Origin of the sequence: Methanobrevibacter sp. (genome assembly GCF_045577275.1) — an archaeon.
Taxonomy (GTDB): Archaea; Methanobacteriota; Methanobacteria; order Methanobacteriales; family Methanobacteriaceae; genus Methanobrevibacter.
This window is the reverse complement of record NZ_JAZNIB010000352.1, coordinates 1-13,182: the sequence shown is the minus strand read 5'-3', so window position 1 is coordinate 13,182 and position 13,182 is coordinate 1. Positions and strand designations below refer to the sequence as shown.

Sequence of the window (13,182 nt, the reverse complement as noted above, 5' to 3'; positions counted from 1 at the left end):
AAATATATTATTATAATATATAATAATCTATTGATTGAAAAATCAATACATTATGAATATTATATAAATTTTATTCATAGTTTTGAGAGATTTTATGACAATTTTAGTTATTAATAATAAAGGTCAATACAACCATAGAATTCAAAGAAGTTTACAATATCTAAACATTCCTTCTCAATTGGTTAGCAATGAGTTATCCATTGAAGAAATTGAGGCAAAAGAACCTATCGGTTTGATTTTAGGAGGGGGACCTTCTATTGATGGTGTTGGAAATGCTGCAGAGTATATTAAACACTTTGATATTCCAATTCTTGGTATTTGCTTAGGCCATCAATTAATAGCTAAGACATTTGGTGGTGAAGTTTCCACTTCAGAAACCGAAAGTTATGCTCAAGTAAAAATAGATCTTTTAGATGATTCCAGTCTTTTCAAAGGTCTTGAGTCTCCTCTTGAGGTTTGGAGTTCTCACAAGGATGAAGTCCATACTCTTCCAGAGGAATTTGATATTATTGCAAGCTCTTCTCTTTGCGATATCGAAGCGATGAAGCATAAGGAAAAAGAGATTTATGGAATCCAATTCCATCCAGAGGTTTATCATACTCCAAAAGGGGAATTTATCTTTAAGAATTTTTATGAGATTTGTCAAAATTATAAAAAATAATGTTTTTTAACTATTGGCTTAAAAATAATTTATTTCATTCAAAATTGTCATATGAATAAAATGGGAATTAAGATGAGGACTAATAAAACAAAGTTTTAGATTAATTTTAATTTTTTAATTAAATTTTTTAAAAAGGGTTGATGAAAAATGTTTGATAATATAGACGACTTCAAAAAGAAAGCAATGGACAACAAAGCTAACTTAAAATTCAAAAACATTAGCATTCCTATTGGTGACGGCGAACAAGATTTCAGAATCACCGGTATTGGGGAAAAAGCTATTAAAATTGAAAAATATGTAAAATATGAAGACATTATGGATGCTGTAATGGATGGCAAAGACGAAGGTTTAGAAGCTATCATTATGGAATTCATCGAAGATTTCGAATAGATGGATTAATATTTTTCTTTAATTTTCTAAAAAAATATAAAAATTTTTTAAAATTCATAATTTTTTAAAGGTATTTTTATGTTAAGCCCAAAAGAATTTATTGAAGATGCTACTCGCAAAATCAAAGAGGAAATTGGTGATGAAAAAACCATTATAGCATTATCCGGTGGAGTTGACAGTTCTGTCTGTTCTGTTCTCACTCAAGAAGCTATCGGTGATAACTTAACTGCTATATTTGTAAACCATGGATTGCTCAGAGAAGGAGAAGCGGAACAAGTTTGCAGTGTCTTCGAAGACAGATTAAACTTCAAGTACGTTGATGCTTCTGATGAATTTTTATCTGAACTTGAAGGTGTGGATGACCCTGAAGAGAAAAGGAAAATCATCGGAAGAGTATTTATCGAAGTGTTTGAAAGAGAAGCACAAGCTGTTGACGCTAAATATCTGGTTCAAGGAACTATTGCTCCTGATTGGATTGAAACTGAAGGTGAAATCAAAACTCACCACAATATGGCATTGCCAAGCGGTATGGTTTTAAAAGTAGTTGAACCTGTTAGAGATTTATATAAGGATGAAGTAAGAGAAGTCGGTACTGAGTTAGGTCTTCCAGATAGCATTGTACAAAGACAACCATTCCCAGGCCCTGGACTTGGTGTAAGAGTTGTTGGAGCTTTAACAAGAGATAACTTAGCTGTTTGTAGAGCTGCAGATGCTATTGTAAGAGAAGAAGTGGAAAAAGCTGGTTTAGATAAGGAATTATGGCAATACTTTGCTGTACTTACTGACACTAAAGTAACTGGTGTAAAAGGAGATGAAAGAGACTTCGGTTATCTTATTGTAATCAGATTGATCAGTTCTGTAGATGCAATGACTGCAACCGTCCCTGAAATGCCTTGGGATGTAATCAGAACCATTTCCAGAAGAATCACTTCTGAAGTTTCTGAAGTTACCCATGTTGCTTTATCAATTAGTGATAAACCACCTAGCACTATCGAATTCTGTTAATTTAAGTTAAATTAGTTTTTATAAACTAATTTTACTTTTTTATTTTCATACATTATAAATCACTTAATTATTTAAATCACCATTATATTAATTATATTAATTTTTATCATTGTAGTATTTACGAGAATTCAATTATTGTTAAATATTTTATAGGTTTTATTATGAGAACATCTAAGGCTACAAAGAATGCTTATTTGGAGAAATTGACTGAAAAGATAAAGATGAATTCAGTTGATGTAGGAAAGGACTTAGATGGAAGTACGCCACCTTCTGTTTTTATAGGTCGATGGAGTTATCCTAAAGTGTATGCTGGACCTATGATGGTTCCGCAGCTTGGGGATACTTATATCATGGACTCTCCAGAGCAATGGATTTCAAATAATAAGACTCAAGAGGATATTATTGCATATAGAATGAATCTTGTTCGTGGAAAGCAGCTTATTGACATTAAGGATGTTGAAAATCCTTTTGTTGAAAAGCTTCAGGACATTTCTCTTGCATCAAAATCAATCGACAGTGAGGCAACCTTTGGATCAAAGCCTACTGGTGCAAGCTTCAATGAGGAAATCACTCCTCATGGTCCAAGTGCTATAATTGAAAAGTTTGACATTGATGCTGTCAGATGGGATAAGCAGCTTGAAAAGAGCTTTTATGACACTGACTTAAAGGCAAGGGATGCAGTGATGAATCTCCATAATAAGGATGTTCCATTTTCTGCAATGCAAAAGGCATTTTCTGTTGGAGCATTCGGTCTTAAGAAGAACCGAAGGTTGGTTCCAACAAGATGGTCCATTACAGCTTGTGACAGCACAATTGCAGATAGCCTATTGAAGGAAGTGAGACATTATCCTATTATGGACTCCCATAGGGTTTATGAGTTTTCAAGCTTGAACAATTATTATGCAATCATCCTAACCCCTACCGAATGGCAATATGAATGGTTTGAAGCATTCCTCAAAATTCTAGGTGGAGAGGAGATGATGTTTTCAGACTATGAAACCAACACCAACAAGACAGAGTACTCCTGTGTTGGAGGATGTTACTACTCTGCTAAAATGGCGGTCCTTGATCATTTATCTAAACTTAAGCTTCAATCAGGTGTAATTATACTTAGGGAAGCATATTCCGGTTACATTCCACTTGGAGTATTTAATGTAAGGGAAAACATCAAATTTGCAATGAGCGGTGATTATAAGGAGTTTGAATCATTGAAAGAATCTCTTGTTTACTGTGGAACTAAATTAAAGATTCCAATCAGCAGATATGTCAAGCAAAGCAATCTGTTGAAGGAGCTCTTGCATTCAAAACAAACAACATTGGATAATTTCTTTAAGAAATCTCCAGATTTACAATAATATATTTAAAATTAGGTTAAAATATGAATCTTAAATTTAAGAAACCATCAAAGGAAACTCAAATGGCAATGGCTAAAGTGGCAAGTGGTGAAGATAATCAGGATTATCAAAAGCTTGCTGAAGAAAAGTTAGCCGATATTGTCAATCATAAATTTGCCAAATTGGTAAATGGTGGCAATTCTGCTATTTTATCTGCCATGAATTCCATAGATGGTGCTATCTTGATTCCAGATCAAGGTGCATGGAATGGCTTTAAGCAGATAGCCAATTTCTTAAAAAAAGATTTAATCACCGTCAAGACCAATCAAGGACTGATTGATTTGGATTATCTTAACGAATCCATCATTTCATCATCAAATGACAATATGATTGATTTAGATGATGAAAACAATAAGTCTGCACTATTTTTAACCAGCTTTGCTGCTTATACTGCAGAACAGAATATTAAGGAAATCAGTGATTTTGTTCATGAGAACAATATGATTTTAGTTGAAGATGCCTCTGGAGCTATTGGAGACTGGGAGAATAAGTTGGCAAACGGCAATTACTCTGATATTATAATCGGATCTACAGGGTCTCCAAAAATAGTCAATGTTGAAGATGGAGGATTCATAACAACTAACGACAATTCATTATTTGACAAGTCAAAGCTTCTTTTAAAAACAAACAAGGCAAGCAATATAACCGCTTGCGGAATATATAACGAGTTGGATTTCGCTCAAGAAAACCTTGAAAAGAGCATCGATTCATGCTTATATCTAAAAGAAAAGATAAAAAATGAAACTGATTTTGAAGTATTCCACAAAGACAAAAGAGGAATAAATGTAATTATAAAAACAGATGACCCTAAATCATTATCTTACAAATTAAGACAGGAATTTGTTTTAGACAGTCATGGGATGATTACTAAATGTCCGAATTATAATAGGTTAAAAGAAAAAGCAGTTGCATTGGAAATAAAGAATCTGGACATTTCATGTCTAAGTCATGAAAATTTAGATTCAATTGTCGATGCAGTTAGGAAATATGAATAATTCTTTTTTTTTTAATTATTGTTCTACTAATAATTTACTTGTTTTATCAATTAATACATCACATATCTTGATGGTCTTTAACTCATTTTCAGGAATATCATATAAGTTCTTTAATATTGATTCGTCAGCTTCTAAAACTGCATCATTTCTTTCAAAGATGCAAGATAATTCATCGACAAAGTAATCTGGACAATCGATAAGAACAACCGCCATATTCATCTTTCCTTCCTTAAGACCAAGTATATCAAATGCCTTTGAAATTTGTCTTTGGCCGGATGTTCTAAGCAAGACTTCAATTCCCAAATCATTGGCTAAATTTTCTCCTCTTTTGAATGCATTTATTGCATGGATTGTTCCATGTTGGAGATGTTCCTTTCCAGCTATTGCATCAGCATTCATAAGTTGAATGATTCCAACATCACAACAGCTATTTCTAATATTGTCTATCTGGTCCAATGTTTTTGGAATGCTTTCAATTGTTCCGGTAAATCCTAATATTTCAACATTGTCTAAATTAGCCAATTCCTTATTGTATTCCTTCATTATATCTCTCTTGAATAAGATTAAAATTAGTTATCTCTTGGATTTCTTGTTTTGTCTGTTATCCAATGAAAAGTGATTGTTTTCAAGCAATCTGTTTACACCATCAATATATGCCTCTACACTTGCATTGATAATGTCCGGTTCAGTTGCCCTTGCAGATATGATCTTATCTCCAGAACTGAGCTTTACGATTACTTCAATCAATGCGTCTGTACCTCCAGTGACTGCGTCTACATGGTACTCTTCAAGCTTGATGTCTGCAAAGCTTTTGATTCCCTTATTTACTGCATTGATTGCTGCATCTACAGGACCGATACCTACATCAGCTTCGATTACTTCCTTATCTTTGATGTTCATCTTGATTGATGCTGTCGGTCTGATCTTGTTTCCTGAAACGATTGTAAGTTCGTCAAGATTGATTTTCTTTTCCTGTTCAATGTTTAGGACGTGCTCTGCAATAGCTTCCAAATCAGTGTCTGTAACGGTTTTTCCTTTGTCTCCAAGGTCCTTTACTTTGATGAAGATTTCGTTTAATTGGTCCTTATTGACTTCAAGTCCCAATTCCTTAAGCCTTTCATCCAAACCCTTGGTTCCGACATGCTTTCCAATGATGAATTTACGTCTATGCCCTACTAATTCCGGCATGATCGGTTCATAGGTGGCACTGTTCTTTATCACTCCATCTGCATGAATTCCTGATTCATGTGCAAATGCATTTTCACCTACTATAGGTTTATTTGGGGCTAAATAAGCATTACTGAGTCTTGAAACCAATTTTGAAGTGCTGTAAAGTTGATTTATTTTAATGTCTGTGCTGTATTTACTTTCTTCATCGTCATCACTGTATTTATATAAGGTATTCAATGACACTACAACCTCTTCAATGGCAGCATTTCCTGCTCTTTCTCCAAGTCCATTGATTGTTCCATGGAATCTGCTTGCTCCCCCATCAATTGCAGATAATGTATTTGCAACTGCAAGGCCAAAGTCGTTATGGCAATGAGCACTTAAAGGAACTCCCAAATCAGATAATTTCCTATGGAAATTGAATGACTTTAATGGTGTAAGCATTCCTAAAGTATCGCAGGGGCAGATTCTATCTGCTCCAGCATCGATTGTAGCTTTAAATATTCTCCTTAAGTATTCAATATCTGTTCTTGTTGAATCTTCAGCTGCAAGTTCAACAACAAGTCCATGGTCTTTAGCATATTCCACTACCTTTACGGCATCATCAAGCATTTCCTCTTGAGATTTTTTCAATTTGTACTTTAAATGCAAGTCAGAAGTGGGAACTACAACATTAACTGCATCCACATCACATTCCAAGCAGTAATCAACATCCTTGATTAATGTTCTTGAAAAGCTTACGATTTCTGCCTTAAGTCCTTGTGAAGTGATTAATTTAATAGCTTCCCTTTCACCTTCAGAGGTGATTGCAGATCCTGCTTCAATGGAGTTTACTCCTATTTCATCCAATTTGGTAGCTATTCTTAATTTTTTCACTGCATTTAGGGAGATTCCTGGTGTTTGTTCACCGTCCCTTAATGTGGTGTCTAATACTTCGATTTTCATTTTTCCACTTCTTTATTGTGATTAAATAATTTTCATATAATTTTCTTTAATAATTCTCATTAATTATTTTCATAGATTTATCAAAATTCTATTTATTCTTATTTTTCCATCTGTTCTCTAAACCATTTTACAGTTTCTCTTAACTGCTCTTCAAACTTATCCTCTTCTGGCTTAAAGTTGATTTTTTCAAGATTGCTTATGTCTGCAAGTGAGTGTTTGATGTCTCCTGGACGTTCATCAAGGTATTTTACAGGAATCTCTGATTCAAGAACATCACTTACAATATCAAATAAATGGTTAATGGTCATTGATTTTCCCAATGCCACATTAACAATACCATTATAATCAGATTCAGCAGCAGATATGTTTGCTTTAGCAATTTCATCTACAAAGATAAAGTCTCTGCTTTGCTCTCCATCACCATAAATTACAGGGTTTTCCCCTTTTAGAATTGCAGATATGAACTTTGGAATAACTGCTGCATAAGGTGAATTTTCATCTTGTCTAGGACCAAAGACATTGAAATATCTAAGTGCAACATAATTCAAGCCATAAGCTTCATAGAAAGATTTCAAGTATAATTCAATACTTGCCTTTTGAGCTGCATAAGGTGAACAAGGCATAGGAAGCTCTGTTTCCTTAAGTGGCATATTTAGGTTTTCTCCATAAACTGCAGATGATGATGAGAAGACTATCTTCTTGATGTTGTTGTTTTTACATGCAATCAATAGCTTAACGGTAGCATCAATGTTTGTTTCATTGTAATCAAGAGGTTCTTCCACACTTCCAGGAACGCTTACCTTAGCTGCAAGGTGGAATACATAATCCTTGTCCTTTAAAATCTCTTCCAAATCACATTCTAAGAGATCTTCTTCAATCAAAGTCAAGTTTTCATGATCAGGATTTTTCAAGTTTTCCATTTTTCCAGAGGATAGGTTGTCTATGATGGTTACATTATTGTTTTCTAAAAGCTTTTCAACAATATGTGAACCTATGAATCCACATCCTCCAGTAACTACAATTTCTTTATTTTCCATTATATCTGGTCCTTAATTTATAATGTAAAAATGATTTATAATTTTTTTTAAATATTTTATTTTCAATTTATATATTTTCTATATTAGTATAGATTTATAAATTTAATACTATTTTAATATTTTGTAATTTCAACAAAAATGCTTTTTTAAAATTTTATAAAAAAAATTTAAATATGGATGCCAAATTAATTTTTAGGAAGACCTAAATATCTAGCCCATATCTGCTTGTTTTTTCCTAATTTGTAATAATTTTTATTTATTTTGTATTAAGTCTATCCACAATTTTTAATTTTTGAAAATATCTAAAAAATGTGCTATTTTTTCGACTTGGCATTAAGTAATAAAAGATATATATTATATAAAAACATAATATTAACTATGATTAGTATAATTGCTAATGGATTTCAATTTTTTGTGAATTACATAGTGGCTATTATAGTAGCAATAGTCTTAGGCTTAGCCTTAAGATTGCCGCTTCTTCCAGAAAAACCAATAAGGTTTTCATGGACTACAAGTGCACTATTTCCAACTCCTGTTTTTGCTATAGGAATCTTAGCTATTTTTTATTCATTGAATATATTCTGGATTTATGATGGATTGGTTCTTGCAGTTTTAGTGGGAGCTTTCTCAGCTATTTTTGTAAAGTATCTATTCGATTATATCTTCCCAAATCCTCAAGGAGGTAGTGAATAATGGATCTAATAATTGGCTTAATATTAGCAACCATAATCTCTTGGCTTAATTTTGTAATAGTGGATACATTCCTTGGCCTTCCTGAAGCTCCAGGAGTTAAAGGGGCAAAAACTGTAGGATATTCCATTAAAAATAGGAAAGGAGATTTGGCAGGAGGATTCTTCCAAGGAAACATCTTATGTTCTCCAGACGCTTCAGCTGGAACATTGATGGCTTCTATTGGATTCTATATACTTGGAATTCAAGGCGGATTGATTGCTGCTTTGCTTGTTTATATTGGAAACAGGTTATGTGCAGATCCAGGTTATGCTGGAACAACTGGTGCTTTGACCATGACACTACTCATATTCATATTCTCATTCGTTGGAATCACTCCAGAGATGTTCATTTGTGGAATGGTAATTGCTATATTCACTATTCAAGGAATTCACCATCCAACAAGTTCAAGATTACTTGGAAAAATTGCAAAATCCTTTGGTAGATATACTAAATATGAATAATTAAAATGACTAATAAAAATGATTTAAATCATTAAAAGTGAATTAAATTAAAATTAAATAAAATTAATAAAAAATACAAGGTTAAATTATGTTTATTAAAATTATTGGAGTTATTACAATCTTGATGGCTTTAAGAGCAGTAATAACCAAAGATAGGGCAGAAAAATTACTTTACATAAATGTAATAGGATTCTGTGTATCTGCATTGGTTGCATTGTATATCCAAACTCCATTTGGTCTTGTATTAGCTGCAGCTTTCTTTATCTCTTCAACAGTTGGAGCAAATGCAATTGCTTACAGCTTAAAGGATTTGGAAGATGAGATTACCTATGATAGGAATATGGAAGAGCATAAGGAAAACTAAATTTAAGAATTATACTTACTCATTATTTTTAAAATAATAGAAATGGGATAAAATGTTAGAATTTATTGATTTGACAACAATATCAATTGCTTTGATGATTATAGGTGCTATTGGCGTTGTCCTACTTAAAAAACCATTGGATAAAGTTATAATGGTTTCTGTTTTAGAAGCAGGCTTGTTCTTGGCTATTGTAAGCTTCAGATATTTGGATGTTGCTTTTTTAACTGCTGTTCTTGACCCATTGTCTATTATTGTATTTTTACTCGCTTTAATTAAAATAAACGAAGTGCGCAAATCACAATTAAATGATTACTCTACAGTTCCTAAAATGCTTAAAAGCACAGAAAATCGTGAAAAAAACTCAGAAGGTGGTAAATAATGTTTAATCTTGCTCTTTGGGTTTATGTAGGTTTGGCGCTTGCTATTTTTGGAAGTCTTGCTGCTGTTTGGGGTCCTGGAGTGAAAGACCCTGTCATAAGAACAATCAATACTGAAGTGGCATCTGTAGGAGTTTCATTAATCTTACTTACTTACAATTCTACATTAGCTCTATTAACCTTGATTGCAACTACAATCATCGTTACATTGATCTTGTTTAGAGCTATTTCTCGTTTAGAAGAGATAGGAGCTGATGTATAATGTTTATTGATTTATTAAAAACTGAAAAATCAGTTTCATTAATGCTGGGAGGGAGACTAAAATGCCTAAAATAGCCAAATTATGGAATAAGTTAGCAGATCCAAAGAATATTCCTAGATTATTTGCTCTAATTTTAGGTTTGCTCTTGATTGCTGGATTCTTAATTCCTGTAGGATTGAATACAGATCAAATCTATACTCGTCCAGCTCCCCAAAGTCAAATGGATGCAGGCCTTGCAATTGCACCATATGATAGAGGTGGGGAAATTTTGGAAAGTCCTGGTGTTACAGAAGCCCAATATCCTGAAAATTCCCAAAATCTGGGTTGGATCAATTCATATATGACTCCAATAGCTGATATGTTGAAAGGTATCTCTCCATACTTTGGAACAAGTATCTGTGCATCTCCAGGTGGTGTTATAGATGAAATCCTTTACTATACAAGAGGTTTTGACACTATCTTGGAATCCTCAATTCTTATGATGGCATTCATCATTGCATCATGGTTAGCGATTAACTTCACTATGGATAGAAAAGAGGAGAAAGGCAAAGGGGATATTGAAGAAGATGTGAAAAGAGCTATTGCAAGTTCTGACAGAATAGCCAGTGAAGTTGAGATGAGCAATCGTAAAGCTCGCCAAAAGCAAGCTAAAAAGGAGTTCAGGTGATTAGATGGTTGCAAGTATAGTACCTCAATTTGTTCCTGCCTTCTATAGTTCAATGTATACCACAGCATTGTATGGTGGTTTGATTGTAGCTTTCATTGGTTTGATTGGAATTGCAATGGAAAAAAGAGACATTCAGGTTCTCATATTAACAGACATTGTAGGCTTGGCTATGCTTATTGTTGTAGCTGCTGTAGGAACCGATTTGTCTGAAGCATTGATTCTTCCTGGTTTGGTAGTGGAATTGGCAGAGATCATGGCTATATCTGAGATTTTAATATCTCGTGAAATGAGAAAGAAAGATGTGCATACCTCATTTACACCAATGCCTTTGAATATTGACATGGAAATTATGACAACCTCTCCTAATTTCATTGCATTGCTGTTGATAGGATATGGTGTATTCCTCTCTGGTTTTACTGGTGGTGCAGTAGCTGGTGGAGGTATTGTAATTTATGTATTGAGCAGAAAGGTTAGAGGATTGCCTGTTGTTGTTCTTGATGGTGTAGGAGCAATATCCGGTATATCTTGGTGCTTATGGATTATAGGATTCCTATTCTTCTTCATATTGCCTCAATACTGGTTGCTCAGCTTATTCCTCGCTGCTTTAGGATTGCTCTTGAAAGTGGCATCAAAGATTGGATTGATTGGAATCTTGATGAGGGAAGAATACGGAAGAAAATAATCAATTATTGAAATTCATACTTATAAATTATTATCAAATGAACTTTAAATTTAAGTAAATCAAAAAAGGAGACTGTTAAATGCTTATAGAGAATTTAGGTGGAAACTTGATGGGAACAATTCCTTTAGGAGATATTGTTCTTTATTTAAACCCTCTCCACATATTCCTGTTTGTGACTATACTTGTCTTTACAGCATTGATAGCTATTAGCCGTACTGAAACTCAAGTTGAAGCCATGTTCGGCTCTCTTGATGAAAATAAGGTTTCAGTAGGGAAAAAGGAATTTAAGCAAAGGAGATTCTTGGCTATCATCTGTGGTATAGCTACTGCAGGGGCTATGATTACTGGAGACTTGTTTAACTTTACCTTATTCATGGCTTTGATTGGTATTGTGAATATTGGTATTGTTTCTGCCGTTAAGCAAGTGGATGTTTTAAATTCTGCTTATCAATATGGTTTGATTGCCATGATGTGCGGTTTGCCGCTCTTTGGTGGTGCAGCTATGATATTGGCAGCTACCGGTACATTAAGCCTATTTGAACTTGCTGCAATCCCTGCAAGCCCAATGATGATATTCGGTGCGCTTGTAATGTTGATTGGAGTTTGTGGTGAAAGCGGTATAGCACCATTCTTTGCAAGTAAGGCAGAAATGTTCAGAACTCCTGGATCTCCATTCATATTGATTATCCACTTAAGTTCATTGTTTATCATTGTCAGATTTGTTGAAATCTTATTAACTATACTATAACTTAAATAAATAACTTAAAATGAAGTAAATAATTTAAAATGAAATAAATAACTTAAAAATCATATTTATTAAATTATTATTAAATAGAAGGTCGATAAAATGAATAAAATAAAAATAGCTAGTTATATTATCTTGATTGCGTCAGTATTAGCTATCCTTTATGCTTTAATATTTAACCCTGCTGATTGGATAGTCTATGCAATAGCTATTGTTTGTATACCATTTTTAGTGCTTTCATTTGGACTTTTAACAATGTCTAAACCAATAAAAGAGGAAGAGGAGGAAAGAAGAGAAGAACCATTTACAGGTTATTAATAAGCTCTCTTCGCAGATATTATGAATCTAATGGCTCAAATTTTAATCAATGTAATAATTGCTTTCCTTGCCGGTAGTCTTTTATTAGGTTTCCACAGAAAGGTTATGGCAAGAGTCCAATTAAGGCCAGGACCTCCTATTATACAGTACTTATTGCATTCATTGAAATTTTTCTTTAAGGAGACAACATTCCCAAAAACAGCTTCAATACCATTTTATATAGGCATTACAGTTATTTTAGCAGGCATTTGGGTTACTGGAGTAATTGTAGGTCCAGTTACAAAAGGTTCCTTAATGATTCTATTCGGTATCTATGCAATTCACAAGATTGTCGAGCATAATGCAGGATCCTCATCAGGTTCTCCATATGGTAAGGTAAGTTGTGTAAGGGCTGTTTTCTCAGCAGCTGGAGAATTGCCGTTATTTGCTGTAATTGCTGTCATATTCCTTTTAACTGGAACTATGGACATCAGTGGAATTATAGCTTATCAATCAGTTCACGGTCCTTTGTTCTTCCAATTACCTCTTGCAGCGATTATGTTCTTCACATTGATAGTTACAAAATCTCCATATTCTCCTTTTGCAATCACAAAAGGAAAGGAAATCATATCAGGATTTGAAACTGAACATTTCGGTATGCTTAGAGGATACATAATGTTTTCAGAATCAATCGCATGGTATATTCTATTATGGATATTCTTAACAATATTCTTTGGACCGATTTCCGTTGTCGGATACTTGATTGGGATGATTGTAATCTGTATCATTACAGGATTTATCAATGCTACAACTCCTATGTTGAATCCAAACCATTCCGTAATGGCTCAAATATCCATTGCTGTTATCTGTACCGTCGGTTCAATAATTATGATTGTTATTTAAAAATAAATAATGAACATTACGAAAAAAATTCATTAAAATTTATAAAATAAATAAAATTAAAAAATCTATAAAATTAATTAAAAATTAATAAGAAG

18 protein-coding genes are annotated in these 13,182 nt (G+C 33.4%); 15 read left to right on the top strand and 3 right to left on the bottom strand.

The window, feature by feature from the left end; all coding sequences use genetic code 11:
- The first annotated feature begins 94 nt into the window (after window positions 1–94).
- The 5 genes from ACKI67_RS10275 to ACKI67_RS10255 all read left to right on the top strand — a co-directional run bounded on the left by ACKI67_RS10275 (window position 95) and on the right by ACKI67_RS10255 (window position 4,445).
- Complete coding sequence (locus ACKI67_RS10275; RefSeq protein WP_407463440.1) at window positions 95–661, top strand: GMP synthase subunit A; 567 nt, start codon at window positions 95–97, stop codon at window positions 659–661.
- 147 nt (window positions 662–808) lie between these two features.
- Window positions 809–1,051 (top strand): hypothetical protein, encoded by a 243-nt coding sequence (locus tag ACKI67_RS10270; RefSeq protein WP_407463439.1) that lies wholly within the window; start codon window positions 809–811, stop codon window positions 1,049–1,051.
- A gap of 78 nt (window positions 1,052–1,129) precedes the next feature.
- The gene (gene guaA / locus ACKI67_RS10265; protein ID WP_407463438.1) at window positions 1,130–2,056 is read left to right on the top strand and encodes a glutamine-hydrolyzing GMP synthase; all 927 of its coding nucleotides are present in this window, start codon (window positions 1,130–1,132) and stop codon (window positions 2,054–2,056) included.
- Window positions 2,057–2,217: 161 nt separating this feature from the next.
- Window positions 2,218–3,411: a hypothetical protein gene (locus ACKI67_RS10260; protein ID WP_407463437.1), complete on the top strand. Its 1,194-nt coding sequence runs from the start codon at window positions 2,218–2,220 to the stop codon at window positions 3,409–3,411.
- Between the two features lie 23 nt (window positions 3,412–3,434).
- Complete coding sequence (locus tag ACKI67_RS10255; RefSeq protein WP_407463436.1) at window positions 3,435–4,445, top strand: DegT/DnrJ/EryC1/StrS family aminotransferase; 1,011 nt, start codon at window positions 3,435–3,437, stop codon at window positions 4,443–4,445.
- A gap of 15 nt (window positions 4,446–4,460) precedes the next feature.
- Here ACKI67_RS10255 and cgi121 read toward each other — a convergent pair whose 3' ends face one another.
- The 3 genes from cgi121 to ACKI67_RS10240 all read right to left on the bottom strand — a co-directional run bounded on the left by cgi121 (window position 4,461) and on the right by ACKI67_RS10240 (window position 7,597).
- Entirely contained in the window at window positions 4,461–4,988 is a 528-nt protein-coding gene (gene cgi121, locus ACKI67_RS10250) for a KEOPS complex subunit Cgi121 (protein WP_407463435.1), read from the bottom strand.
- 30 nt (window positions 4,989–5,018) lie between these two features.
- A complete protein-coding gene (locus ACKI67_RS10245) occupies window positions 5,019–6,560 on the bottom strand; it encodes a (R)-citramalate synthase (RefSeq protein ID WP_407463434.1) in 1,542 nt (513 codons plus the stop codon).
- A gap of 98 nt (window positions 6,561–6,658) precedes the next feature.
- Window positions 6,659–7,597: an SDR family oxidoreductase gene (locus ACKI67_RS10240; RefSeq protein ID WP_407463433.1), complete on the bottom strand. Its 939-nt coding sequence runs from the start codon at window positions 7,595–7,597 to the stop codon at window positions 6,659–6,661.
- 426 nt (window positions 7,598–8,023) lie between these two features.
- Between ACKI67_RS10240 and ehaA the strand changes: the two genes are divergently transcribed.
- The 10 genes from ehaA to ACKI67_RS10190 all read left to right on the top strand — a co-directional run bounded on the left by ehaA (window position 8,024) and on the right by ACKI67_RS10190 (window position 13,087).
- Window positions 8,024–8,290 carry an energy-converting NiFe hydrogenase A subunit EhaA gene (gene ehaA / locus ACKI67_RS10235; protein WP_407463432.1) on the top strand — a complete coding sequence of 89 codons (267 nt, stop codon included), beginning with the start codon at window positions 8,024–8,026 and terminating at the stop codon, window positions 8,288–8,290.
- A complete protein-coding gene (locus tag ACKI67_RS10230; protein ID WP_407463431.1) occupies window positions 8,290–8,790 on the top strand; it encodes a hypothetical protein in 501 nt (166 codons plus the stop codon). The genes ehaA and ACKI67_RS10230 overlap by 1 nt, the downstream gene beginning before the upstream one ends.
- A gap of 88 nt (window positions 8,791–8,878) precedes the next feature.
- Window positions 8,879–9,154 carry a DUF2109 family protein gene (locus ACKI67_RS10225; RefSeq protein WP_407463430.1) on the top strand — a complete coding sequence of 92 codons (276 nt, stop codon included), beginning with the start codon at window positions 8,879–8,881 and terminating at the stop codon, window positions 9,152–9,154.
- Window positions 9,155–9,206: 52 nt separating this feature from the next.
- On the top strand, window positions 9,207–9,533 hold the full coding sequence (locus ACKI67_RS10220) for a DUF2108 domain-containing protein (protein WP_407463429.1): 327 nt from the start codon (window positions 9,207–9,209) through the stop codon (window positions 9,531–9,533).
- Window positions 9,533–9,793 (top strand): EhaE family protein, encoded by a 261-nt coding sequence (locus ACKI67_RS10215; RefSeq protein ID WP_407463428.1) that lies wholly within the window; start codon window positions 9,533–9,535, stop codon window positions 9,791–9,793. Before ACKI67_RS10220 ends, ACKI67_RS10215 begins: the two co-directional genes overlap by 1 nt.
- Window positions 9,794–9,854: 61 nt before the next feature.
- Window positions 9,855–10,460 (top strand): EhaF family protein, encoded by a 606-nt coding sequence (locus ACKI67_RS10210; RefSeq protein ID WP_407463427.1) that lies wholly within the window; start codon window positions 9,855–9,857, stop codon window positions 10,458–10,460.
- A 4-nt stretch (window positions 10,461–10,464) separates the two neighbouring features.
- Window positions 10,465–11,142 carry an EhaG family protein gene (locus ACKI67_RS10205; protein ID WP_407463426.1) on the top strand — a complete coding sequence of 226 codons (678 nt, stop codon included), beginning with the start codon at window positions 10,465–10,467 and terminating at the stop codon, window positions 11,140–11,142.
- Between the two features lie 79 nt (window positions 11,143–11,221).
- The gene (locus ACKI67_RS10200) at window positions 11,222–11,890 is read left to right on the top strand and encodes a hypothetical protein (protein WP_407463425.1); all 669 of its coding nucleotides are present in this window, start codon (window positions 11,222–11,224) and stop codon (window positions 11,888–11,890) included.
- A 99-nt stretch (window positions 11,891–11,989) separates the two neighbouring features.
- Entirely contained in the window at window positions 11,990–12,205 is a 216-nt protein-coding gene (locus ACKI67_RS10195; RefSeq protein WP_407463424.1) for a DUF788 domain-containing protein, read from the top strand.
- Between the two features lie 21 nt (window positions 12,206–12,226).
- Window positions 12,227–13,087, top strand: coding sequence for a respiratory chain complex I subunit 1 family protein (locus tag ACKI67_RS10190; protein WP_407463423.1), 861 nt, complete (start codon window positions 12,227–12,229; stop codon window positions 13,085–13,087).
- Window positions 13,088–13,182 lie beyond the last annotated feature (95 nt).

What these genes read in the sequence shown, in the direction of transcription:
- ACKI67_RS10275 (WP_407463440.1), top strand. Translation starts at nt 95, where the DNA reads ATGACAATTTTAGTTATTAATAATAAAGGTCAATACAACCATAGAATT.
- ACKI67_RS10270 (WP_407463439.1), top strand. Translation starts at nt 809, where the DNA reads ATGTTTGATAATATAGACGACTTCAAAAAGAAAGCAATGGACAACAAA.
- guaA (WP_407463438.1), top strand. Translation starts at nt 1,130, where the DNA reads ATGTTAAGCCCAAAAGAATTTATTGAAGATGCTACTCGCAAAATCAAA.
- ACKI67_RS10260 (WP_407463437.1), top strand. Translation starts at nt 2,218, where the DNA reads ATGAGAACATCTAAGGCTACAAAGAATGCTTATTTGGAGAAATTGACT.
- ACKI67_RS10255 (WP_407463436.1), top strand. Translation starts at nt 3,435, where the DNA reads ATGAATCTTAAATTTAAGAAACCATCAAAGGAAACTCAAATGGCAATG.
- cgi121 (WP_407463435.1), bottom strand. Translation starts at nt 4,988, where the DNA reads ATGAAGGAATACAATAAGGAATTGGCTAATTTAGACAATGTTGAAATA.
- ACKI67_RS10245 (WP_407463434.1), bottom strand. Translation starts at nt 6,560, where the DNA reads ATGAAAATCGAAGTATTAGACACCACATTAAGGGACGGTGAACAAACA.
- ACKI67_RS10240 (WP_407463433.1), bottom strand. Translation starts at nt 7,597, where the DNA reads ATGGAAAATAAAGAAATTGTAGTTACTGGAGGATGTGGATTCATAGGT.
- ACKI67_RS10230 (WP_407463431.1), top strand. Translation starts at nt 8,290, where the DNA reads ATGGATCTAATAATTGGCTTAATATTAGCAACCATAATCTCTTGGCTT.
- ACKI67_RS10225 (WP_407463430.1), top strand. Translation starts at nt 8,879, where the DNA reads ATGTTTATTAAAATTATTGGAGTTATTACAATCTTGATGGCTTTAAGA.
- ACKI67_RS10220 (WP_407463429.1), top strand. Translation starts at nt 9,207, where the DNA reads ATGTTAGAATTTATTGATTTGACAACAATATCAATTGCTTTGATGATT.
- ACKI67_RS10215 (WP_407463428.1), top strand. Translation starts at nt 9,533, where the DNA reads ATGTTTAATCTTGCTCTTTGGGTTTATGTAGGTTTGGCGCTTGCTATT.
- ACKI67_RS10210 (WP_407463427.1), top strand. Translation starts at nt 9,855, where the DNA reads ATGCCTAAAATAGCCAAATTATGGAATAAGTTAGCAGATCCAAAGAAT.
- ACKI67_RS10205 (WP_407463426.1), top strand. Translation starts at nt 10,465, where the DNA reads ATGGTTGCAAGTATAGTACCTCAATTTGTTCCTGCCTTCTATAGTTCA.
- ACKI67_RS10200 (WP_407463425.1), top strand. Translation starts at nt 11,222, where the DNA reads ATGCTTATAGAGAATTTAGGTGGAAACTTGATGGGAACAATTCCTTTA.
- ACKI67_RS10195 (WP_407463424.1), top strand. Translation starts at nt 11,990, where the DNA reads ATGAATAAAATAAAAATAGCTAGTTATATTATCTTGATTGCGTCAGTA.
- ACKI67_RS10190 (WP_407463423.1), top strand. Translation starts at nt 12,227, where the DNA reads ATGAATCTAATGGCTCAAATTTTAATCAATGTAATAATTGCTTTCCTT.